The organism is Neobacillus niacini, assembly GCF_031457145.1.
GTDB lineage: Bacteria > Bacillota > Bacilli > Bacillales > Cytobacillaceae > Neobacillus > Neobacillus niacini_J.
In genome coordinates, this window is record NZ_JAVDVZ010000004.1 from 82,145 (window position 1) to 106,612 (window position 24,468).

At 38.7% G+C, this 24,468-nt stretch carries 17 protein-coding genes, 2 other RNA genes, 1 pseudogene and 1 riboswitch; of the genes and pseudogenes, 6 read left to right on the top strand and 14 right to left on the bottom strand.

Going from position 1 to position 24,468, the window contains the following annotated elements:
• The first annotated feature begins 183 nt into the window (after positions 1–183).
• A pseudogene (locus J2Y03_RS11680) lies at positions 184–797 on the top strand (NUDIX hydrolase).
• Between the two features lie 68 nt (positions 798–865).
• Here J2Y03_RS11680 and J2Y03_RS11685 read toward each other — a convergent pair.
• Positions 866–1,360, bottom strand: a complete 495-nt coding sequence (locus J2Y03_RS11685; RefSeq protein WP_310194231.1) for a peptidoglycan recognition protein family protein — start codon at positions 1,358–1,360, stop codon at positions 866–868.
• 15 nt (positions 1,361–1,375) lie between these two features.
• Positions 1,376–2,188 carry a protein phosphatase 2C domain-containing protein gene (locus tag J2Y03_RS11690; protein WP_310194234.1) on the bottom strand — a complete coding sequence of 271 codons (813 nt, stop codon included), beginning with the start codon at positions 2,186–2,188 and terminating at the stop codon, positions 1,376–1,378.
• 400 nt (positions 2,189–2,588) lie between these two features.
• Here J2Y03_RS11690 and J2Y03_RS11695 point away from each other — a divergent pair, with 400 nt between their 5' ends.
• Positions 2,589–3,386, top strand: coding sequence for an HAD family hydrolase (locus J2Y03_RS11695; RefSeq protein ID WP_310194237.1), 798 nt, complete (start codon positions 2,589–2,591; stop codon positions 3,384–3,386).
• A gap of 149 nt (positions 3,387–3,535) precedes the next feature.
• Here the strand turns inward: J2Y03_RS11695 and J2Y03_RS11700 are convergent, their stop codons facing one another.
• The 3 genes from J2Y03_RS11700 to J2Y03_RS11710 all read right to left on the bottom strand — a co-directional run bounded on the left by J2Y03_RS11700 (position 3,536) and on the right by J2Y03_RS11710 (position 10,206).
• Positions 3,536–7,705: a 5'-nucleotidase C-terminal domain-containing protein gene (locus tag J2Y03_RS11700; RefSeq protein ID WP_310194240.1), complete on the bottom strand. Its 4,170-nt coding sequence runs from the start codon at positions 7,703–7,705 to the stop codon at positions 3,536–3,538.
• A gap of 421 nt (positions 7,706–8,126) precedes the next feature.
• Positions 8,127–9,389: a cation:dicarboxylate symporter family transporter gene (locus tag J2Y03_RS11705; RefSeq protein WP_310194243.1), complete on the bottom strand. Its 1,263-nt coding sequence runs from the start codon at positions 9,387–9,389 to the stop codon at positions 8,127–8,129.
• Positions 9,390–9,505: 116 nt separating this feature from the next.
• Positions 9,506–9,660, bottom strand: a riboswitch (cyclic di-AMP (ydaO/yuaA leader).
• A 279-nt stretch (positions 9,661–9,939) separates the two neighbouring features.
• The gene (locus tag J2Y03_RS11710) at positions 9,940–10,206 is read right to left on the bottom strand and encodes a hypothetical protein (RefSeq protein WP_132095253.1); all 267 of its coding nucleotides are present in this window, start codon (positions 10,204–10,206) and stop codon (positions 9,940–9,942) included.
• A gap of 186 nt (positions 10,207–10,392) precedes the next feature.
• Here J2Y03_RS11710 and J2Y03_RS11715 point away from each other — a divergent pair, with 186 nt between their 5' ends.
• The 3 genes from J2Y03_RS11715 (at position 10,393) to ffs (ending at position 12,905) form a co-directional block, all read left to right on the top strand.
• Positions 10,393–11,988: an acetolactate synthase large subunit gene (locus J2Y03_RS11715; protein ID WP_310194247.1), complete on the top strand. Its 1,596-nt coding sequence runs from the start codon at positions 10,393–10,395 to the stop codon at positions 11,986–11,988.
• A 173-nt stretch (positions 11,989–12,161) separates the two neighbouring features.
• Positions 12,162–12,548: RNase P RNA component class B (gene rnpB, locus J2Y03_RS11720), an RNA gene on the top strand.
• Between the two features lie 92 nt (positions 12,549–12,640).
• Positions 12,641–12,905: signal recognition particle sRNA large type (gene ffs / locus J2Y03_RS11725), an RNA gene on the top strand.
• Positions 12,906–13,180: 275 nt separating this feature from the next.
• On the opposite strand, the gene J2Y03_RS11730 is transcribed toward ffs, so the two are convergent.
• Both J2Y03_RS11730 and J2Y03_RS11735 read right to left on the bottom strand, forming a co-directional pair.
• Positions 13,181–13,717 carry a VUT family protein gene (locus tag J2Y03_RS11730; protein ID WP_310194250.1) on the bottom strand — a complete coding sequence of 179 codons (537 nt, stop codon included), beginning with the start codon at positions 13,715–13,717 and terminating at the stop codon, positions 13,181–13,183.
• Positions 13,718–14,131: 414 nt separating this feature from the next.
• On the bottom strand, positions 14,132–15,085 hold the full coding sequence (locus tag J2Y03_RS11735; protein ID WP_310194252.1) for an MBL fold metallo-hydrolase: 954 nt from the start codon (positions 15,083–15,085) through the stop codon (positions 14,132–14,134).
• A gap of 141 nt (positions 15,086–15,226) precedes the next feature.
• On the opposite strand from J2Y03_RS11735, the gene J2Y03_RS11740 reads away from it, so the two are divergent.
• Entirely contained in the window at positions 15,227–15,340 is a 114-nt protein-coding gene (locus J2Y03_RS11740; RefSeq protein WP_310194926.1) for a DUF5808 domain-containing protein, read from the top strand.
• A gap of 166 nt (positions 15,341–15,506) precedes the next feature.
• Here J2Y03_RS11740 and J2Y03_RS11745 read toward each other — a convergent pair whose 3' ends face one another.
• From J2Y03_RS11745 to J2Y03_RS11775, 7 genes are all read right to left on the bottom strand, one after another.
• Complete coding sequence (locus J2Y03_RS11745; RefSeq protein WP_310194254.1) at positions 15,507–17,504, bottom strand: acetoacetate--CoA ligase; 1,998 nt, start codon at positions 17,502–17,504, stop codon at positions 15,507–15,509.
• A gap of 42 nt (positions 17,505–17,546) precedes the next feature.
• Entirely contained in the window at positions 17,547–18,332 is a 786-nt protein-coding gene (locus J2Y03_RS11750) for an enoyl-CoA hydratase/isomerase family protein (protein ID WP_310194257.1), read from the bottom strand.
• Between the two features lie 35 nt (positions 18,333–18,367).
• Positions 18,368–19,546: an acetyl-CoA C-acetyltransferase gene (locus J2Y03_RS11755; RefSeq protein WP_310194258.1), complete on the bottom strand. Its 1,179-nt coding sequence runs from the start codon at positions 19,544–19,546 to the stop codon at positions 18,368–18,370.
• A gap of 184 nt (positions 19,547–19,730) precedes the next feature.
• Positions 19,731–20,615, bottom strand: a complete 885-nt coding sequence (locus tag J2Y03_RS11760; RefSeq protein WP_310194261.1) for a VOC family protein — start codon at positions 20,613–20,615, stop codon at positions 19,731–19,733.
• A gap of 219 nt (positions 20,616–20,834) precedes the next feature.
• On the bottom strand, positions 20,835–22,409 hold the full coding sequence (mhpA, locus tag J2Y03_RS11765) for a bifunctional 3-(3-hydroxy-phenyl)propionate/3-hydroxycinnamic acid hydroxylase MhpA (RefSeq protein ID WP_310194264.1): 1,575 nt from the start codon (positions 22,407–22,409) through the stop codon (positions 20,835–20,837).
• A gap of 169 nt (positions 22,410–22,578) precedes the next feature.
• Positions 22,579–23,556: a fumarylacetoacetate hydrolase family protein gene (locus J2Y03_RS11770; protein WP_310194267.1), complete on the bottom strand. Its 978-nt coding sequence runs from the start codon at positions 23,554–23,556 to the stop codon at positions 22,579–22,581.
• A gap of 50 nt (positions 23,557–23,606) precedes the next feature.
• Positions 23,607–24,329: a FadR/GntR family transcriptional regulator gene (locus J2Y03_RS11775; RefSeq protein ID WP_310194270.1), complete on the bottom strand. Its 723-nt coding sequence runs from the start codon at positions 24,327–24,329 to the stop codon at positions 23,607–23,609.
• Positions 24,330–24,468 lie beyond the last annotated feature (139 nt).

Consider the following 24,468-nt stretch of genomic DNA (forward strand, 5'->3'; position numbering starts at 1 on the left):
TTCTACCACTATGTTTATATCTTACTAGGCAACCTTACTTAGATTGAATCGAATTGTCAAAAGTAATGCTTTTGTAACCACTAAATGAAGCTGAAGTCTAGTACAAAAAGTTGTAGCAAATTTTTGCTTGATTCATATATATGGTTATATTAAATATTATTAGACAAGCTGGTGGTGCTGATAATGGAACCTAAATGGCTGGATTGGGCGAAACAGCTTCAATCCATTGCGCAGGCGGGATTAACGTATTCAAATGATGTTTATGACTTGGAGAGATTTGAATTAATAAGAAATATTAGCGTTGACATTTTAGCGCATTACACAGATATGGAGAGACCAGTAATCAAAGATTTATTTGCAGATGAAACTGGATATGCAACTCCTAAGGTTGATATTAGGGCCGTTGTCTTTAGGGATGATAAAATTCTGATGGTCCTTGAAAATACCGATGGGAAATGGGCATTACCTGGCGGCTGGGCTGACATTGGACATACCCCAAGTGAAGTCGCTGTTAAGGAAGTAAAAGAAGAATCGGGATTTACTGTGAAACCGATTAGAGTATTAGCAGTAACCGATAAAAAGTGCCACCCACACCCTCCTTCTGCATTTCATGTTTACAAAATATTTATACAATGTGAAATAATTGGCGGGCAGCTATAGGAATTGAAACAAGTGAAGTGAAGTTCTTTGCTGAAAACGAACTGCCCCCTCTGTCAACAGCCCGGAATACAAAAACACCAATCGAGATGGCTTTTAAATACTTAAAAAATCCTCAGGAACCTGTTTATTTTGATTAAATTAGTTACCACCTTTTTTATTCTATAAATGTAAAAAACCAAGATGTAGTTAAAATACATCTTGGTTTTTAATTTCCATTTTCCTTAATGCACTGAATCTTTATAGATTCTCTGAATTGGACCATATCAAAGTTTTTACCAGGACAACTTTTTGTAATACCTTCTAATTCTCCATGTCCTAGAATGTGTGTGGTTGTTATATTAAATTGATTTAATAGAAAAATGCATAGGTTACTCAATGATTTTAGCTGTTCTATTGATGGAGTAAGAATATCAAAATTACCAGCTAAACAAATACCTATTGATTTATCATTATATGAATATGCGTGTGCTCCAACATGGTAACCTCTTCCTTTAATAATTTCACCATTTTCCTCAATAAAAAAATTGTATCCTATTCCACTCCATCCACGATAATCCTGATGAAAGCTATGTGTCTTATTAATATCCCATCCTATTTCTTCTGTATGGTGTACAATGATGTACATGACATCTTTTAAAGCAATTAGCGGTTCTTTAAACGATAAACTAATATCTGTAATCCAACCCGGTTCTACTTTCATGTAGACCTCTCCTTATCACATAAGCTGAATCATGATCCCAGACTTATCATCTGAACGAAGATTATTGCTTTTCTCATATTGTTCTAATTCCATAGAATATACTTGTAAACCGATTGTTTGTATCTTATTAAATGTTTCTTCGATTGAATATTTTGAATGAAATAGGCCATCTGTTATTAATAATAATGTTTTGATTTCACTGATATTGACTTGACCATGCTGAATAAAATTTAAAACTTCTTTTTTTCCATTGGCTACAGTGTAACCATTTTCCCTATTAGCTAATGAACGATTAAAGATTAGCTGTTGAGTACGATCCTGATAATACTCCTCATCTGGAAGTTTAACTCCTTGCTTTCTTTGTTCTTCACGCCATGCCTTCGATCTATAACTGATATCTTTTACGGTATCCCTTGTTAAGGCTTTTATGGTTCCGTTTTGATACTCAGCAATGATCATACAATCACCAAGCTGAGCAAAAGAAATCTTTCCGTCTTGTTCAATCTTTATAATTGCAGCACATGTCGACCAAAGTTCTTCATATTTTTCCTGATTCACCTTGTGTTTTTCCATGTGTTCTCTCAACATTCTATTAGCATTCATGATTCCTTCCACTAATGAAAGATTATTTCGGTATAGTCCAAAGAAATAATCTTTAAATATATTAGAGGCTAAATATGCACCGTTCCTTCCGCTTTCATCTTTGAATGGCATTAATGGAGTTGCCCCATCAAAAACCCCATAAACATTTATCTTTTCATTTAATACGATTGAATCTTCACTTACACTTTTATTAGGGGCAGCACATAAAAATGACTCAACTTTCATTCGTTCTCCACCTTCTTTTATATCCAAATTAACAGGAAATGATTAAATATATAAAACCATTATATGATTTAATAAGAAATTTTAACCATTCAAGATTCCTTCCCATTCACTGACTTACCCCTATTGCAGATGTAGGTTATAACCTTAAAAGTGAAGTAGTTGAAGAGTATAGGATTACCCCATTGAATCCGAATGTTGATTTTACAAAGGTACCTATTTTTATTGTAACTGAAATCGTCCCTGATAGCACCAACATTGGGGGTGCACCTCAATGGTGACTGGCACTTTTTCTTTTTTTCAATGCTTCCCAATAAACTTCACGGAATCTATACACTGAATTTACTCGGCTTTAATATTCAGATGATAGGATTGCTTTACAACGATTGAGGAGGCAGTATATATGAATGTGCGTGCAATATTTATTGATATGGATGGTACACTACTAAAAGCCTCAAACTACATTTCCCACCGAAATATGGAAGCCATTTATAGGCTCATTAATCAGGGAATCCAGGTTTTTCTAGCCACTGGTCGACACCATGAAGTAACCGCTCCCTACCATAAAGAAATTGGATTACGAACTCCGATGATCTGTTTGAATGGTGCCGCTATTCACCATGCCGAGACAGGAAGAGTTTTGCAAAAGAAAACAGTCCGACTCAACGAAGACCGATTTCACCATCTAACCGCTGAAAGTCCTTTTAATGTTATTGTCCATACAGCAAATGGGCTTTATTGTAAGGAAACAAATGAAGAAATCGATTATTGGACAGAAGTTGGGCAAATCCCTCCACGCTTTATTGGAGATTTAAGACAGGCAAATTATCAAGATGTTCTTAAATATAGTGTACGAACAGGTGCACCAAGTCCTGAATTATCTGATTTGTTTAAAAAGGAAGCAGAAGTTATCAATTGGGATGACGGGTTTGAGCTACTTGCTCCTAATGTTTCCAAATGGTCTGCTATAAAAAGCTTACTTCGCGAATATCGAATTAGCCCTAGTGAAGTCGTGGCCATTGGAGACGGTCCCAATGATATAGAGATGCTTCGTCATGTTGGTACTGGTGTAGCAATGGGGAACGCTAGCGAAAAGGTTAAAGCTGCTGCTGATTTTGTTACAGGACACCATGAAAATGACGGATTAGCTGACTTTATAGAACGATATCTCCTTAAATCATATGAGTCAAATGCGATATAGAATTTTACACGGTAAAGGTTAGATAACGTGCCAGGCACTTTTACTACGATTCATCTCCCACCTAAATGCAAACGCATTTTGAGGAAGGAGTCTTCTCGCTGGGATGATAAAAAAGGCAGGTTGCCCGAACAGCAATCTGCCTTTTTTCTTTATTTCTCGTTATTCTTTAATATGTCAACAATCGTTGCCTTACTAACATTTCCAGCAGAATCTGTTGCTGCCACTGTTAATAGATTCTTATGTTTTTGCTTTGGCACAGATACCTTAAACGTACCATTCGCATCTGCTATTGCTGTACCTATCTCCACCATGCCCATCATTACCGTAACAGTTGCATCTGCTTCAGTTGTTCCAGTGACAAACATGTCATTATGAATAACAGGATTGACTTGTGGGGCATCTGGTGCGGTAATGTCCATAACCGTCACTACTGTCGCTTCACTTACATTGCCCGCCGCATCTGTTGCAGTAATTGCAAGCTCCGTTCCGGCTTCTTGCATAGCAATCTCGATTACAAAGTTACCGTCCTCTAAAGCATTACTTGACCCCACAATGGTTCCATCAACGTAAACTTCAACCTTTGCACCGGCTTCTGCCATTCCAGTAACATTTGTCGATTGGTCAGTTATTTCGTTTACCGAAGGAGCCTCTGGAGGTACATTGTCCGCAACTCCTTCTACAATTCTACCTTCAACCACTGGTGAAACAGGATTGACCTTTTCTAAATAGGAAGTAAACACTTCAAAGTCTACAATGTATAACTCAGTGATACGACCTTCGTCCTTCGCCGTTTTAAACATGCTGTATCCATCGCCACCATCGGCAGTGAAGGCATTCGTCGCTACACGATACGTTTTATCTAGTTGAATTTCTTCATAACCATCAGCCGTTAAAGCCTCAACATGCCAAACGCGTTCACCAACAGGTTTCGCTGGATCGTACTTGAACTTTAACCCTGATACCTGCATGAATGCACCTGCACCAGGAGAACTCACACTGTGCTCTAAAGAAGCAAGAATTTCTTCTCCTGTTAGGTCAAGAGTAACTAGGCTGTTACCGAACGGCAATACCGTTAACACCTCTCCTAACGTGATATCCCCTTTGTCAATGGATGCGCGAATTCCACCGCCATTTTGTAACGCGATATACGTTGGGATGAACCCATTTGCAGTTGCTGCCATTCCGTCTGCAATTAAGTTTCCAAGATTGGTTTCCTTGCTGCGAACATCAGCACGTTCACCATTTAACACAACGGAAGTATTGCCTACTACCTGTTTCTGAAGCTCTTTTAAAGGAGCTTTGTATTCCTCCACCTTCGCTTTTGCTGCTTCATCTTCAGAAAAACCAGCTAAATCCTTTAGTTCGCCAGTGTAATTCGCTATTACACCATTTTCGTCGAATGTTACATCAACAACACCAAGGTATTTTAAATACTCGTTTGCTTGGACGATTAATGTCGGCTCTTCTTTTTCTACAACAACTGGAGAATCTAGTTTTGTATGGGAATGACCACCAACAATCACATCAATTCCGTGTACCTTTTCTGCAAAAACCAAATCTGGTTGATAGCCTAAGTGGGATAACGCAATAATTTTGTCTACACCCTGTGCTTCAAGCATTTCAACTGTCTCATTGGCTTTTTCTACTGCATCTTCAAACACAATGTCATCTCCAGGATTCGCTAGGAATACTGTATCCTCTGTTGTTACTCCAAAGATACCTACCTCTTCCCCATCCACTTCTTTAATAATCGCTGGGAAGATTTCTCCTCGTTCATTGGTTCCACCGATTGAATTATTGAATAGTGGTCCTAGTTCAAAATCGTTTGTCATATTTACGTTGGATGTCACAATTGGGAACTCAGCCTGTTTGATAAAGTTCGCTAGCGTCGCCGAATCCTTATCAAACTCATGATTTCCAAGTGTCATGGCATCAAAGCCTAATTGATTCATAAAATACAAGTCTGCTAGACCTAAATACTGTCTGAAATATAATGTTCCTGAGAACACATCCCCTGCGTTAAGCAACAGACTATTTTCCTTCTGGGTACGCATTTCGTTCACAGCCGTAATTAGTCGTGGGAATTGCTCAACATAAGCATGTGTATCATTTGTATGAAGAAGAGACATGGTAAATGGTCCTTCTTCTACCGCTAAATCTAACTGAGCCACAAGCGCATCATGATCACTAGCGCGTCCATGCTCTTCCATATAGGGAGAGTTAAAGTTCACGATATCCAGTTTAGCTGATTCAGCTAAGTTATTTGATACTAAAATATGATCCAACACTTGTGCATTTCCTTGATAGTTGTATGTGTATCTTTCAGATGCAGGTAAAGTTTCAACTAGATTCGTTAAATCATCACCTTTTAATACCGCTAGTGGTGCTGAAAACTCAAAATCGTTTAAGTCACCTACTACCACTACATTTGCGTCCTCGTTCTTTTCTTTTATGTCAGAGACAAAGTTATTAACGATGGTAGCAATTTGCATGCGTTGTGCTTCACTCTCAAGGAACGGTGGTTGATTTTTTCCAAATAAAGGCTCATCTCCACCTTTTGAGTTGAAGTGATTATTAATGACAATGACTTCTTCTCCTTGGAATGTAAACTCAGCTGCAAGTGGCTTACGGCTGCTATTGAATGCAGCATTTGTTGGGTCAATGCGGCCTGGGTTTAATGTAAGTGAACCATTTTCATAAGCAACAGCCGTTCTCGCATCTCCCTTTGGAGCCTCGTTTAGAGTCACACGATCAGGATTGTATAGATAACTTACGCGGATGTTTCCTCCAGGAACTCCTCCATCCTTACCGTTCTCAGGAGCAATTTCTGTCCAAGCATAAGTTGGTCCGCCAAAGCCTTTGATTGCCTCACTTAACGCCTTGTAGTTTGCATCCGCTTTAACAACACCGTTATTTGTTTCCCCACTATCGTCAAGCACTTCAACTAGACCAATGATATCCGGAGAACCTAGGTTTTCAACCATTGATTTTGCCAGCTTATCGCGTTTGACAGCATCTGATGCTACGAAGTTTTCGATATTGTAGCCTGCAATGGTTAGTTTGTCTTCTTCTTTCTGAATCGTCGTTACTTCATTCGTTCTTTCACGTTCTACTCGTTCAGGTAAATCAGCTGCTTTTGTGAGAATCTTAAAGTTACTAAACGTATAGCTAACGACTCCTGTGACAGTTCCAGCAAAAGAGTCACCCGCTTTTGTTACAAACTCGCGATCATCAAGCTGAAGAAGCATTTTCTCAGGATTTTGATTTTCTTTTGTTAACAGAGGAGTTCCTTCTTTTGTATATGCTTTTCCATCCACTTGCCCTGTAATGACAGGTACTTCTCCAAATTTCTGTGGTCCTGTTACAGTTGGATTTTCAATGGAAACAAGCATTCCTTCAAGGCTTTCATAAAAATCAATGCCATCTTCTGCTGGGTCAAATGTTCCCAATTGATCGTTATCGATGACAGAAGTTGGTGGAATCGCGTCCTTACCGATTAAGATGGGAGTTGGAAGCTGATTTCCACTAGAAACCTTTGTAATCTTTCCTGACTGGGCATTAATTTCTGTCATCGCTAAATCAGTTTGTAGCTTCTCGGCATAACCATCTAATACCCACTCTTTTACAAGTCCTGAAACGGTTACACTATCCCCGACAGTAACACCGTGAGTTGGCTTGTAAACGAGAAGGCCTTCCGATGTATTAGAGTTGTCATCTGGGTTGGGATCCTGTATGTAGAAATTGCTGCTATCTACAACCTGAATAACAACCCCCGGTACATCTACTACATTTTTATCTTTATAAGGAGAGGTGTGAGCTTGACCTTGGATGTCGCGAATTTTTAATCCTGTTTCGCCTGTTACAGGGTCTTCATCTGGAGGTGGCGTTGTGCCATCGAACGAAATGGCCGATGGAGATTTTAGGCCAGATACTGAAAAATATGCTTCAAGTGAACCAGTAACAAAAACCTTTTTACCTACGATCGAGGGATTCGTTCCTAATCCAAATATTGTGCGGAAACTAGAAGTGATTTGAACGGGTAATATTTTCGTTGCGTCTCTTTCCGTAGGAGTATCAGCGATGGCGAAGTTTAGATTGTCATTAAATGGAGCCACAAAATCATATGTAGCTTTCCCACTACCGCCACTTGTTGTATACCCTACAATATATCCTGCAACAGTGGCTGTCCCCGTATTGTTAGCAATTGCCTGAGCAACCGTAATAGGTTCGGCCGCTTGTGCCCGATATGGGAGTACCATACCTATCAACATGACAAACATAGTCGTTAAAGCAATAACCTGTTTTCTAAGCCTCTTCAAGTGTGTTCCTCCTCTAAATCTCTTTATAGTTACCTCTATAAAAGTAGCACTCCCATAAAATCTTCCAAATCTATGAAATTTATTCCTCCTTTCTAATTCGGGAAAGCACTACCAATACACCCATAACTTACCATTTTTCCTTGTCCATTCGTTCTATTTAACGAAAAATTTACTTACTCTATACAAAATATTCATAATTTTTAATAAAATATTGAATTAAAAACTCTACATCACCATAATACTATTTATTGCCAATTCTTAAATGAGAGCAATTGCCTATACATAACCTCCTATTTTTGATAAAAATAAGACTTTGACACATATTTTTTCATAGATAAAGCGACAGCCGAGGTATCAACCAATATAAAAATTTCCCCAAAAAAAAGACCTTCAACAGTAAATGTTGAAAGTCTTGATTATATTATGAAGCTTTTTTAATGTTTTCGACTTCAGTAGGAGGGTTAAATTGACCTTCCCATTTCGCGACAACAATCGCTGCCAATGAATTTCCTACCACGTTAACCGCAGTACGTCCCATATCTAAGATACGGTCAATACCCGCAATAAATGCTAATCCTTCAGGTGGTAAACCAATTGTACTAAATGTAGCTAATAGAACCACAAAAGATACACCAGGTACTCCTGCCATCCCTTTAGATGTGACCATCAAGACTAACATGAGTGTAATTTGTTGAACAATGCTTAGTTCAATGCCATACATTTGGGCAATAAATAAGGATGCGATTGCTTGATATAAAACCGAACCATCCAAATTAAAGGAATAACCTGTTGGAATAACGAAAGTCGCAATGTGTTTTGGACTTCCTGCTTGCTCCATTTTGTCCATAATTTTCGGAAGTACAGTTTCCGAGCTTGCAGTTGAAAAAGCCAAGATTAACTCTTCTTTGATCATCATTATTAATTTAAAGACACTGAACCCAACGATTTTACCCATAAAGCCTAAAACAACAATGACAAAGAAAATCATGGTTCCATAAACAGTAAGGGCTAACTTAGCTAATGGAAGAAGTGATGCAAAACCATATTTAGAAATCGTTACACCGATTAAAGCAAAGACACCGATTGGAGCATATTTCATAAATAAATTCGTCACATAAAACATGGCACTTGCCACACCTTCAAATACACGCAAGACGGGTTTTCCTTTTTCACCAATGGCTGCAATTCCAAGACCCAATACAACTGCAAAGAAAATAATCGCTAGCATATCGCCTTCTACCATGGCATTAATCGGATTTGTAGGAACAATATGAAGAAGTGTATCGGTTATTGATTTTCCTTCTTGTTCTTCTGATGTGTGTACATAGCCTGAAATATCACTTTGCTCAAGCTTGTCCATATTTAGTCCCGCACCAGGTTGAAATATATTGGCAGATATAAGTCCGACAGCTATTGCTAACAATGTCATCCCTATAAAATAAGTAAGTGATTTAGCACCTAACTTACCAACCGACTTCAAATCACCTACACCAGCTATCGCAACGATAATACTTGAAAGTACGATTGGCACTACAATCATTTTAATTAATCGGATAAAAAGATCACCAAACGGCTGTAAGACACTCTGTGCCGTCTCACTTCCATAAAAGATTCCACCGACGATAATACCTAATAGGAGACCGATGAAAATTTGAAGTGCTAAACTTGATTTGATTTTTTTCATTACACACCCTACCTTCTTGTTGTTTTTTAAATAAACGAATTTCCTAGGTAAGGGAAACAAATAGATACGATAAATAACACAAAAAAACGGCTACTGCCGAATCACTATTCTATCAACTGTTTCCTCTCAATCGCTTACGAGGTTAGCTTTCAGGTTAGGACAATGGGAAACAATAAGCCCCTTCTATTTAAGAATTCACCAATAGCGAAATTATCCGCAAACACAACTTTGGGTCCCCCGCTCTTAAAATAAGATTAAGCGCAATATAAATTTTATATCAAAATACTATATTAGTAAATATTTTTATATTTCCAGATTACTTTAAAAATATCTTTAAGAAAAGCATTTACGTTCAGGGCTTTCTTTTTCATTTGTGGTGTTTTTTCATTTTTATCCTCTCCCCTTTTGTCTTATCTTCATTAGCTATTTATTTGATTTTTAGGAGATTTATTTACAATCCTTTTTTTCTTTTTAAGTAGTTTTGGATAAATTTTAGGTCTTTCCGACCCATATCTTGTATCCACCTACAATAGCTATTTTCCTTAAGATATTACTGTATCTCTAAGATTGATAGGTATATGCAGACTCCTGTTAAAATAAAGAACATAATCGATACTTTCAAATTCCTTTTCATTTTAAATCCATACGCACCGAAAAAGACTGCGGCAGCTACTTTTGAAAGGCTCTGAAGGAGAACATTATCTGTAAAAGATGAACTGCTAAATAGAATGGAAATGAACATAGAGGTTAAGATTAGGATTTTAAACCACAGTGGCTCGTTCAGGAAAAGTTTGATCATGAATTTGATTCGCTGCATGTACTTACCCCCTTCCATTAAACGATATAACTAAACATATGTCGGTTTTCCAAACGTAGCACTCGAAGGTATGCGGTTATTATTGTGGTCACAGATTGGTACAAATTTATTTTACTTACAACAATATAGATTATCATTGATTATAAAGGGGAAAATAGAAAAAGTTTAGTTTGAAAGGAGACACATATGAAAGCAACAGATTTACTTGTTCAATGCTTGGAAAATGAGGGCGTTGAGTATATTTTTGGCATTATGGGCTCAGAAACCCTTGATTTGATGGATTCCTTATCTAAATCAAAACAAATTCAGTTTATCAATGTTCGACATGAACAAGGTGCTGCTTTTATGGCAGATATTTACGGCAGATTAACAAAAAAGGCTGGTGTTTGTTTAGCGACATTAGGCCCTGGTGCTACAAACCTTTTGACAGGAATATCAAGTGCTAATCTCGACCATTCTCCAGTTGTGGCTATTACGGGACAAGCTGGCTTAGAAAGGCAGTATTTTGAATCCCATCAATATTTAGATATCGTGAAAATATTTGAACCAGCTACAAAATGGAGTGTTCAAATTAAAGATTCACAAACCATCTCAACCATCATACGGAAGGCATTTAGAATAGCACAAATGGAAAAGCCAGGCGCTGTTTTAATTGAATTACCAGAGAACCTAGCACCACAAATGATTCCAGGCCAGCCATTACCGGTCACACCTATTCCAAAAACCACACCTACTTCACAATCGATAGAGGATGCTATTACGATAATAGGTCAAAGCCAAAAACCACTTGTCATGGTTGGAAACGGGATAATCAGGCAAGAAGCAGAGGCTGGGCTCCTCACATTTATAGAGAACCTAAAATCACCTGTTATCCATAGTTTTATGGCAAAAGGAGTTTTACCTAAAAACCATCCTCTTAATTATTTTACTTTTGGTTTTAATATGAAAGATGAAGTTTTACCACTGATAGAGGAATCTGATTTATTAATTGTTGTTGGCTTTGATTTTGTTGAAAAACTGCCAAAGGATTGGAATAAAAAGAAGTGTCCCATTATACATATCGATCCATTGCCGGCCGAAATGGATGAACATTACCCTGTAAGGAGGGAATTAGTTGGAGATTTAAATGAGTTATTCCAAGCACTTAACAAATGGGAGTTTCCATCGAAACCCTGGGTTCCAAGTGGAAATCTACAGGAACAGATTAGGACAGTTTATAAAATGGATGTAAATCTGAACGAAAATCTATCCCTCACGATAGAGAATGTCTTATCGGTGATGGAAAAACTTTCAACGGAACAGACCATCATCATTTCTGATGTAGGGTCTCACAAGGTATCCATTGCCCGTACCTATCAACCAAAACAAGCCGGGCGGCTCATCATCTCCAATGGATTAGCCTCCATGGGTATTGCCGTGCCCGGTTCTATTGGTGCCAAATTAGCCTGCCCAGACGCGCCAGTTATCTGTATTACAGGCGATGGAGGGGCATTAATGAATATCTCTGAATTAGAGACTGCAAAACGGTTAGGTCTGTCTTTTATCATCATTTTGTTAAATGATTCTACATTAAAATTAGAAAAACAAATGATGCAGCAGAAATTCGCAAATAGCTATGGTACAAGCTTTGAAAACCCTGACTTTGTGCAGCTTGCGGAAAGCTTTGGAATAAACGGGGTAAGACCTAAGGATTTGCATGAGTTTGAACAAGTTTTAGACGGTGCTTTGAATAAGACAAATTCTCTAACACTGATTGACGTTCAAACGGAAATGGATGTTTAATTTGCAAATAGAAGATTCATTGGATAGACAACCAGTTTTTTAGGAAAATAAAACGAAGATTGCATTCAACCTTATTATCCTAAATATTCCTTCTCTGGAACCGGTGTCCTAATGACTCCTTTCTCTCCTTTATGATATATTTATTCTCGTAGTTGATGAACAAACAAAAATGGAATGGTGAGTAATCGCGGCTTATGTTTACATGAGTTGAGGAAAGTCCAGGCTCGCCCGGTGCTGAGATGCCCGGAGTGTTCGTGCCATCTGCAAAGGTGGGCAGCAGACTTCGTACTGCTGACGGCGGAGAAATCATGCTAAGTCCTTGAAGGATATGCTGAGAGTAACCTGAAAGTGCCACAGTGACGAATTCTTTTGGAAACAGAAGAAATGGAACGGGTAAACCCCACGAGCGAGCAACCCAAACTTTGGTAGGGGCACCATCCAGCGGGAATAAGGAACCAAAAGGATGGATCGGTCTTCTTGACTGATAGTCATATGATTACACCTGTACGTGCGAGATTGGCATCGTGATAGCACGCAGGAACAGAACCTGGCTTACAGCCATTTCATGCGCCGGATTTATCACTGTTGGGGATTTAATTCCCTTCGAAAAGTACCATTACTTAATCATAAGCAGGAGTCTAGCATATACATACCGTGCTAGACGGGGAGTTGGCGGTGCCCTGTAACCCGCAATCCGCCATAGCGGGGTTGAAGTCCGACCTGAGGTTTGATCAAGTAAGGTCTGCCTTGTGAAAATAGTGTTGACAACTAGATCCTACGCAATGGAAACCTATGAATCTGGTCAGGTCCGGAAGGAAGCAGCCATAAGTGGTCATTTCTATGTGCCGCGGGGCAGCCTAGTTTGAACTAGCTTTACAAGTTACGCTTGGTTGTTTAAATCAATGGTAGGTGCACGGTGTTAATTGAGAGTAAATAACGTAATTAAACTATTTTAGGAAATCTAAAGAATAGCTAACGCCACTTAAATCCTGTCCCAAGTGAAGAATATTCACTTGGGCTATTTCAGTGGATTTACACTGACTGGAACACAACTGAAGTTTACATAATATTGTTATAATATACTAATTACTAATAAATTGCACAACATAGACTTTCTATCCAATTCATATATAGGATTTGGAGCATAAAAAAAAGCTCCAAACTTCTATTAAAAGCTAGGAGCTTTACCATTTTAATTTGCAAATGTATTTTTGCTAATATTGTTGGTTTGGTGAATGATTAGTGCTGCAATACCCTGAATGATGGTTTTTACCAACACTTGACCCATGATCGCGAATGGAACGGCTTCCCATGGTAAGAAGTTTGCACCAAGCGGGCTAAGACCGATTACAACGAAAATCGCAGAATCCAATAAGCCACCGACGATTCCACTATAGAGTACACGTAGGCTCATTGGCAGGTTTAATCGTGTGTAAATCTCAGTATCGGTTGTTTCTGCAATCGCAAATGAAATTGCCGATGCCATGACGACGATTAATGTGTCCCCTAACAAGTAGGAAACAATTGCCGATAGAAAGAGCGCTAAACCGATAAACATATAGGTTTTCTTTCTTCCGTATTTGTTTTGAACCAAGTCACGGAAAATAAACGTTGCTCCGATTAGTAATGTCCCCATTGGAACAATAAAAATTCCTAATTGCATTGGCGCAAATGCCGCTGTTACGACGTTTGCAGCAACGATCGAAATTAAATACAATAAAATTCGCAAATAACTCACTCCCTGATGATTTTTTTATCCACCCCATACAATAGAAAAAACAGCACCCCTAAGAGAAGTGCTGCTTCGCCTTAGTTTTTTTAACGAGGGGTGCTACAACCTCCACCGCGGTATGCGGATTTTTATTTAAGATTTATTTAGTTTACTATTTTTTTAGGTATCTGTCTAGATTGGCTTATCCATCTTGCTGGTTCAAATCTTTACAACCGGCCCAATTTATTGCAACAATCAGCTATCTCATCTTATTTATATACATCGCCAGCAAGTAATAGAACCCGCCATTTAGACGGATCCCTATTAATCTATATTTTTTCCACTTCTGGTGATAAGTCTTTGTATTCGTCTTTCAACGATCTCTTTAAGAGTTTTCCAGCAGATGTAGTCGGAAGATTATACCTAAAAGGGTTAATTGACCATTGAACGAAAATACAATTTATCGTCCTTTAATTCACTAAATACTTCACCACTCTTTTCAAGATAAATAAGTCTCGTAATAGTGGCCAAAAATGGAGCAAAAAATTTTGTCGGACTTAAACTTCCATATAGTTCTTGACAAATCTGCCATGATGTTTTTTCATCATTTTCTATAGAAATTAAGATTTGTTGTAAGCGATGTTTGTGACCGGATATTATTTCATCTATCCGATTGTTTAGACTAAAAATTAGTTCACCATGACCAGGGAGTGCTATCTTGGTAGAAAAAGCTTTTATTCTTTCCAATGAGTCAAAATTATCTTTTATTGGATTCTCGTCGTTTTCTGACCAAATTGCGATAATTGGAGACAGTCCAGCGAGAACATGATCGCCTGTAATCATTACCTGCTGATTCTTATTATAAAAACAGAAATGATCTGAAGAATGACCTGGAGTCCAAATGGGTTCATACGTTTTGTCCCCTAGAATGATAGTTTGCTCTTTTTCAAAAAGCCCATCAGGTTCAAATTCATAGGCAGCCGCCTCTGGATTCTCCATATTTTTAGGTATTTCAGGACCACCATGTGTCTTTAAGAACCTGCGCATCCAATTGGTATCTTCATTTTTTCGTTTTCTCAGTATTTCTTTATAGCCCAAACTTGAAATATAGACTGGAACGTGTTTTTGTTCCTGAAACCACTTTGCAAGACCAATATGATCAGGATGAGCATGTGTAAGTACTAATTTATCGACTGTAATTCCCGATGCCAACGTTTTCTCCCAAATATCGATTGATTCCTTTGCTTCACTGCCTGTGTCAACGATTGTAAAACCATTTACTCCCTGAAATAAAAAGCTGTTCATTTCATACATTCCAAACGGATATCGAACAACAAGTTGATAAATTCCTTCTGAAATTTTCGTTAGGGTTGGGTAATCGCCCATCAATAAAAACTCCTTCACTCCAATATGTACATCTAATTATAATCCATTTACTCCTCTATATTTACTCTGCTTATACAATACTGACAGAATATTCTTAATTTTATATCCAAAATGTCAATCATACAACAAAAATGACCCTCTATCTTTGTGGGAAAACGATTTGGCGTAGGTTGGACGATTAACTTTGGAAACCCTATTGGTTATATCATTTTCATAGTGCCTCTCGTGGCAATCGTATTATTTAATGTATTTTAATTTTTCGTGATCATCAAATAAGCTCCAAACTCTTTTACAGAGCTTGGAGCTTTTCTTTTCTTAATTTGAAACGGTATGATTGCTCATGTTATTGGTTTGGTGAACGATTAATGCTGCAATCCCCTGAATGATTGTTTCGGAAAATCACTTTCCAATCCTTTTACCTCTATTTGACCATTCCAGAGGATAAACGTTCTCCAAAATCAACAAAGTACCTTAACGATTCTGGGTTTAATAATGAACCTTTGTTAACTGCTTGTTCGATCGGTAATCCCATTAATATTTTCTTAATCGGCACCTCTAGTTTCTTACCGTTCAAGGTTTTCGGTAATTCTTTTACACTAAAAATCTCATTTGGGATATGTCTTGGGGAACAGTTTTGACGAATGGTTTGATTAATGCTTGCTTTTAGATTATTTGAAAGTTCGTAACCTTCTTTTAGAACGATAAATAAAGGCATGTAGGATTGTTCTGCACTTATTGGAATATCGACAATTAAACTATCCATTACTTCTGGGATTTTTTCTAGGGCACTGTAAATTTCACTTGTCCCCATTCGAATACCGCCACGGTTTATGGTCGCGTCTGATCGACCAAATATAATCGCGGATCCTCTCGTCGTAATCTTAATAAAGTCTCCATGCCTCCATATATCAGGAAATACACTAAAGTAACTATCTTTATAACGTATGCCCTCCTCATCATTCCAAAAATAGATTGGCATGGATGGTATTGGTTCTGTAATCACAAGTTCACCGATTTCATCGATTACCTCTTCACCTGAATCATTATAAGCCTTTACTGCTGCTCCCAATACACGAGCTTGGATTTCGCCTGAGTAAACCGGTAATATTGGACTTCCCCCCACAAAGCCAGAACAAATATCCGTGCCACCACTGGTAGAAGTAAGCCAAATGTCTTCTTTTACATGCTCATAAATCCAGTCAAATCCACTTTCCGGTAATGGCGATCCCGTGGAGCCTATCGTTCTCAAGTGAGAGAGATCAAATTGGTCCTTTGGTATCAATCCTGCTTTCATACTGGCCATTAAAAAGCTGGCACTCGTACCAAAAATGTTCAGTTTCGTAGATTCTGCAAACCTCCACAAAGTTTCATCGTTTGGATAGTTTGGATTACCATCAAAAAGGGCAATGGTTGCTCCTGTCAATAACCCGCTAACGCCAATATTCCACATCATCCAGCCTGTAGTCGTGTACCAAAAAAATCGGTCGTCCTTCCTTATATCCATTTGAAGACCTAGGAATTTTAAATGCTCTAACAGGACTCCTCCTTGGCTTTGAACAATCCCTTTTGGTTTTCCTGTGGTGCCTGAAGAATACAAAATCCAAAGCGGATCATTAAAAGGAACGTGCTCAAATGTTAACGTAGCATCGTTATTTTCTTTTAAAACCTGGTTCCAAAAAATAGAATTCTTTCCCTCAATCCATTCAGATTTCTCTTGTAAATATGGAATGAGAATGGTTTGTTTCAGTGTCGGCAATTCTGCTTGTATTTTTTTCAAATGATCCAGACGGTCATAAGTCTTGCCGCCGTATTGGTAGCCATCCACAGCAATTAATACAGTTGGTTCGATTTGTTTAAATCGGTCAATGACACTTGCAATCCCAAATTCCGGTGCGCAGCTTGACCAAACAGCACCGATACTGGCACACGCAAGAAAGGCTGTGATGGTTTCAGGAATATTTGGAGCATAAGCAACTACACGATCTCCCCGCTTGACCCCTATCGACTTTAAATGGTTCGCGATTGCCGCTGTATTCTTTCTTAATTCAGCCCAGCTAAGTTCCTGTGCTGGACTTATCTCGGATTTATAAATGATCGCAGGTTTATTTGGATTCTCCTGCCTAAATATATGCTCTGCATAATTTAATTCCGCACCCTGAAACCATCTAACGTTTGGCATTTTATTACCTGATAACACTTCTTGATAAGCCCCTGTTGCTTTTATATCAAAAAATTCCCATATGGCGGTCCAAAAGTTTTCAATCTCCGTTACGGACCATTTCCATAATTCTTCATACTGATCAAATTTAAGCCCTCTTTTTTCCTCTAGCCAAACTATAAATTTTTTAATATTTGACTCATTTATCATTTGCTGTGAGGGCTCCCAGAGTAACTTTTCTTGTACTTTAGCTGCTTTCAATCCTATCCCTCCAATTAAGGATTCTGAAATCACATAAATCTTTTACTCTAAGAAATTCGCTTCACGCTTTTCAAGAAAAGCAGAAATTCCTTCTTTCCCCTCTTTGCTGCTTGCTCTAGAGGCGAGTAATAAAGATTCCTTGCTCATTTGCGACTCTAGCGTTTCTTGAAGAGAGTGATAGAATAACTTTTTAGTTGCTCCGTAGGCATTCATTGGACCTTTTGCCAACTGTTCAGCAATACTTAGAACTACTTCCATCAGGTTCTCATCAGAAACTACTTGATTGACGATTCCCCATTCAAATGCCTCATTCGCCGTTAACTGCCGATTGGTATACATTAATTCTAATGCTCGTCTCATCCCGACAAGACGAGGTAGAAAATAACTACCTGACCCATCAGGTGTTAAACCGATTTTGTTATAGGCCATCACAAATTTAGACTTCTCAGAGGCATATACCAAATCACATGCACAGGCAAGGCTCATTCCGGCACCAGCTGCGACTCCATTGACAGCCCCAATAAAAGGTTTGTTCATTCTTGCAAAAAGGGAAATGGCCTGATGCAGATAAAACGTCACACTTTTCAAATGCGAGCTTATTTCATCCCCCTCTTGAGCAAAGCTTTTTAAATCGCCCCCTACTGAAAACTTATTTCCTGCACCGGTAATCACAACTGCCCGAATCGTTTCACTCTCAGAACAAAAAATGGCGACATCCATCAATTCCTTTGCCATTTGCAAATCAAGTGAATTGGCTGCTTCTGGACGATTTAACGTGATGACTCCGACATGATTTTCAACAGATAAAAGGACTTTATTGTTTTCCATTAATCGTTCCTCCTCATACTCCATCTAATTTTGTCTTACACAGACTCAATAATCATAGCAATGCCTTGACCGCCGCCAATACAAAGGGAAGCTAAACCATATTTCAAATTCCTTTTCTTCAGTTCAAGCGCTAAAGAATAGGTGATTCTCGTACCACTTGCACCAAGGGGGTGACCGAGGGCAATTGCACCACCGTTGACATTTACTTTTTCCTGGTCAACACCTAACTCTTTGATCACAGATAATGATTGTGCAGCGAATGCCTCGTTAAATTCAAACAAATCTATGTCACTTAAACTGAGTCCAGCATTTTCCAAAGCCTTTTTACTTGCAGGAACAGGTCCAATTCCCATAATTTTCGGGTCTACCCCTGCCACTCCCCATGAAACAATCTTGGCTAATGGCTTTAAGTTATGCTCCAAACAATAGTCTTCAGACGCTAAAATGACTGCAGAAGCACCATCATTAATTCCACTGGCATTGCCTGGAGTTACTGTCCCATCTTTCTTAAACGCTGGTCTTAATTTCGCTAATCCTTCTACATTTACATCGGCTCTTATATGTTCATCCAACTCAATCACGGTTTCTTTCCCTTTACTACCTTTTATCACAACGGGTACAATTTCTTCCGCAAAACGTCCGTGCTCTCTTGCATTTCCCGCCTTTTGCTGCGATTGAACGGCAAATGCATCTTGCTCCTCTCGGGAAATGTCATATTTATCTGCCAGATTTTCAGCTGTCATGCCCATTCCACAGCCCACATATTGATCAACTAGTGTTTCCCAAAGCATATCCACCACGACAGGTGCTTTATTTGGTGAACCAAATCGGGTTCCCTTTAAAATTTGTGGTGCTGAACTCATGCTCTCCGTACCACCTGCCACGATGACCTTCGCTTCCCCTAACGCAATAGATTGTGCTCCTGATACAATCGACTGTAAGCCCGATCCACAAAGCCGATTCAAGGTAAGGGCTGATGATGATTCTGACATGCCGCTTTTTAAACCAATATGTCTGGCCAAATAGGGAGAATATTCAGCAGTCTGAATCACATTTCCGAAAATAATTTCATCTATATCGGAAGCAGGAATACCGCTTCTTTCAATGGCTCCTTTTGTCGCTGTAACCCCTAAGTCAACGTCACTAACATCCTTAAAGGACCCACCGTACGTTCCAAAAGCTGTTCTCGCACCATCAATAATATAAGTTGTCATTGTTTTACTCCTCCATTCATCTCTTTTATTAGTAAAAACTTATTCTAGTTATATGTATCAATTTGCGTCTCCTTTAATCAGGCAAACAAGAAGGGAGACCAAAAAGTACTTTTTAAGCTCTCTATGGCCCCTACTTCTTATATCAACTCGTTTAATTTAGAACTATCCTTGAAATAGAGACTACTTACACATTTGCCAAGTCTAATTCAAATTCAGTGCCCCAAGCACTCAACGCTTCCCAAACTTTTGGTTTTTGGGGCAGCATTTCATGCCATGGACGAGGCTCAAAAATTCCAAGTTCTGAAATAAAAACATCCATATCTGTATATAATTCCACCACATTTTCTTCTGGGTCATGATGGTAGGTGGCAATGTTATGTCCAGCAGTATGTCGGGATGGTCCCCAAAGAACAGGACGTCCGTGCTTGGCTAATAGATCGGAACTGGCATATTGATGGCTTGCGTCTTTTAATTGGAAAGCAATATGGTGAAGACGCGTCTCCTCTGATGCGACAATATTTATGACGTGGTGATCGGTATTACAAGTTAGGAAATTAGCGAAATCTATTCCAATTTGATCGGTAAAATCAAAGTTTAAAACTTCCTGATAAAATTTAATCGTTTCCTTAAAATTTTTCGCATAAAAAGCAATATGTCCTAGCTTAAGAGGAACAATGCCTGAATTTCCAAAACCAATCGCAGTTTGTTCCATCTCCGTAAATATGTCAAGAACATTCCCTGCTGGATCCTGCAATTCTAGAAATCTTGAAATACCAGGTTTCGCGTCTATTTTCATACTTGAGGCAATCCCTTTGGAATGAAGTTGCTCTTGTACTTCTTCGAGTGTCAGTTTTCCATCTAATTGATAACCATATCTGCGAATTGCTTTTTCTTCTGCAGGTGTAATGACAATATTGTGATGATCAAGACCATTACTTAAATAGGTCACTCCGTCCTTTTCCTCCGTAATCCGGTACCCCATCGTATGGGTATAATAGTCCACCATAGCACCGGCATTTTTTGCAGAAAAGTCAACATAAGCTAATCGAAATACTTTTACTTTGGACATCATACATTCCCCCTAAATGGTTTATCTTAAATTTAATGGACCCTTTTGATTACATTCTTACCAAGAAACATAGTATAATTATTTTTTAGACTTTTAGCCGAGTCTATTAAAATTTGTTTCTGATTTGCCTTCAAGTAGTTCAGAAACGTATGCTAAAGGATCTCCATCCTTTATGCTGGTACAGTAGCTGCAATGGAAACGAATATTCCCCAATATTGGTTATCTCGTAGCTGCTGTATTTATGAATTGACCCATTTGTTTCACTAAATCATCCACGAGTAAAGGTAACTCATTTAAAACTTCTGTCCCTCCAAAAAGGTAAAAATCTGGACGAACGAGAACAGCCTCTAATCCTGTTTCATTAAAATATTGTTTGTATTTACCATCAACATCGACAACTAGATTCGGAGACTCTTGTTTTGTATCGGAAGATTCTGAAACTTGAATGAATTTTGCTCCTATGTTTTCAAGAAAGGTAACCTGCTCTTCACGTAAGACCTTCCTCGGATCATCGATTGGACTCATCACAATCCATCCATCCCCAATTAGATCATCAAACAACCCTGTTTTGCCTTGATAATTCACCTGACTTTGAAACGATAGTTTACCCGTGTAATTGCCTTGTTGATAGAGAATGCCCTCCGTCAAAAATGGAAATTCAGGCATTGGCGGTACACTGCCCGTGAAAAATGCTTCATCTCTTTTAGCAGCAGCTTCTGGATCGGCTACGCAAATGACATTTCCTAAAAACAAGGCTGCCTCTACTACATCACGATTATGCGGTTTACGTTCTTTCGTATAGGTATCGAGAAGGTTGTCACTGGCCAGACCTTTGAGGATCAAATCGAGTTTCCATGCTAGATTCTTTGCATCACGAAGTCCTGCACACATCCCTTGACCCATAAATGGTGGAGTTAAATGTGCAGCGTCACCAGCTAACATTAGCCTTCCTTTTCGCCATTCATCCACCCATTGTGCCTTAAATGTATAAATTGCGTGTCGTTCTAACACGGAGTTAGCAGGCGTAATATCCCAAGGCTCCAATAACTTCCATGCCACCTCTTCCTTGTTCATGTCTTCTATTGTTTCACCTGGCATGGCCATGAATTCCCAGCGTCTTCTACCGGGACCGCCTGAAACAACCGTCGTTGGTCGTGCTGGATCACAGACTTGTAGATTCATAGGTTTCCATTCTCTTTCTACTTGAGGAATAATATCAATCACTAGCCAATCTGCAACAAAACCAAGATCCGTAATGGTATGTTCGATATTTTTTCGAACAAAACTATTAGCTCCATCACATCCAACTATATATTTGGCAGTAACTTTGGTTTCTACTCCGTGTACATCTTTAATGATAAGTTCTGCACGGTCGTCAAATTCACTTAATCCAACAGCTTCACTTCCTAAATTCACACTAACGGTAGCCTGTTTTCTACATGCGGTATCCATTATTTCTTCAAGTTCTGGTTGATTAAAAAATAAATGGCTTGGCCAACCTGATATACCAAATTGGGAAAAATCTATCCCTAAAAGTAATTTTCGGTCAGCGTTGACCCATTCATAAAAATCAGGGACAGCTTGAGTAACTCTTTCTATCTCCTCGCCAGAGAGAATAGATTGTAAAATCCTAGCAACTTCGTCATCAAATACAACTGCTCGTGGAAGTGGGTACGGCTTTGGAAACCGTTCATATACTCCAACCTTCCATCCTTTTTGTCCAAGTAAAGTAGCTAATAGCTTAGATACAGGACCGTAACCAACAATGGCAACATCTACATTTTCTTTTTTCATCCATCATACCCCTATCAATCTTTTTAGTTTATAAAATACCTGAATGAAAGCGGATTCATTAGTTGGAATTATAAATATCCTTTTATTCATCTCTAAGATAATATCCATAATAGCTATAAAATAAGGGACGCTGGGATTAGGAATAAATCCCAGCTATTGATTTCATATTTTAGGAAACGGCTACTTTACTTGCTACCACTTTGTTTATTTGTTCACCAAGGTCAATACTTCCATCCGAGCTTTTAATCTGACAACGAATGACATCGCCGTCTTTGAGGTATTTTCCATTATTAATTTGGCTTTCCACCAATAAATCTAATTTCTTTTCGTAAGCAAGTGCCGGACTTGAAATATTTCCTAATATTTCTGGTGTAAGTGTTAATGCAACACCGCCAGTTGTACCTGTGATGATTAAATCTCCTTTTGATAGATCCATCGTTTCTGAAAGCTCAGTGAGCGTTTCTGCTGGTTTGTAAATTAGTTGATTCGTATTAGCTGATTGGCGCAACTCATCATTTACCCAACATTTTAAATCGAGATCATGTATGAGAGCTGTATCTTCCTTATCAAGTAGGTATAGAAATGGTCCAGTAGGCCCAAATGTACGGTAGCTTTTCCCTTTTAGCCATTGTCCCTCAGAAAGCTGCACATCCCGAGCGGAAACATCATTAAAAATGACAAGCCCAGCTACATATTCATGAATATTCTCATCTGTTACTTTTACCGCTCCAGAAATTTCTGTTCCAATTACTAGACCTAACTCAATTTCATAATCTAGTAGCTGAACATGGGAAGGTCGAATAATTTCGGAATATGCACCACTAAGTGAACTATCTGCCTTGCTAAAAATCATGTTATAAGGTGGACGTGCTGCTTCTAGCCCAGCTTCTTCACGATGTGAAGAATAATTTGCCCCCTGACAAACGATCCTTGCCGGTTTGGTCACTGGACTTAAGATGGTCACCTCATCAAGTGAAACAGATTCACTCGTTCCTTGTGCTTTGACTCTCCTTGCTTCTTCGACCCCTGACTCTAAAAAATCTGCCAAAGTGCTATAAGTATTTTTTAATACGAGAATTTGATCGTTTGATACAACACCCCACTGCTGTTTATTTTCTTTTTCAAATCGTACAACTTGTAATCCCATTTTTTTTGCTCCTCTCATACCGCTTAATTTTTTAAACTTTTCTATGGCATTTAGTCTTGAAAACCATATATTTTTTCCAAAATTCTCTTTACTCGCAGGATTAAATCGGTCATTTTTTGCCTGGCCAACTCTTCATCCCGTGCTATGATGGCATCATAAATAACTCGGTGTCTTTTAAACACTTCTTGTGTCGGCGAATCATATGGTGATTCGGGAAAATTCTTTGATGCTTCAAGCGTTTTTTCGCGGCTGTTGACTAGCGCTTTTCGAAGTGTTTTAACTGTGTTAATGATGAGATCATTGTGAGAAGCTTGTAAAATGCTTTCATGGAAATCATAATCAGCACTTGCCCATGCCTTTTCATCGCCGATGGATTGCTCCAATCGCTCAAAAGCATGTTTTATTTTACTCATGTCGTGGTCACTTGCCCTCTTGGCTGCTAATGCTGCGGCAGTGGGTTCAAGTCCTAATCTTACTTCTGTTAAATGCACTAAAAAGTCGCTATTTTTGTCGTCTTCTAGCACCCAGGTTAATACATCAAGATTCCACCATTGCCAATCCGAACGCGGTAGTACAACGGTACCAGCCCTTTGATTGGACCTGACAAGTCCCATTGTAGATAATACTCTTAACGCTTCACGAACTACCGTCCGGCTAACTTTAAGCATTTCACTCGCATCTTCTACCTTTGGTAATAGATCTCCCGGAGCAAATTCACTTGTTACGATTTTCTTTCCAAGATCATGAACTAGTTGTTCACTTCTATTTTTCATTTAAACCACTTCCTCTTCTCCAGTCTTGATGTGAACCTTCCAACTAATATAAATGATATGTAAAAAGGATTAGAGGTTAATCAAAAGAAAACGCTGTCATTTAGGTTAACCTTTTATGTAAACACCTGCCTTTTTAATC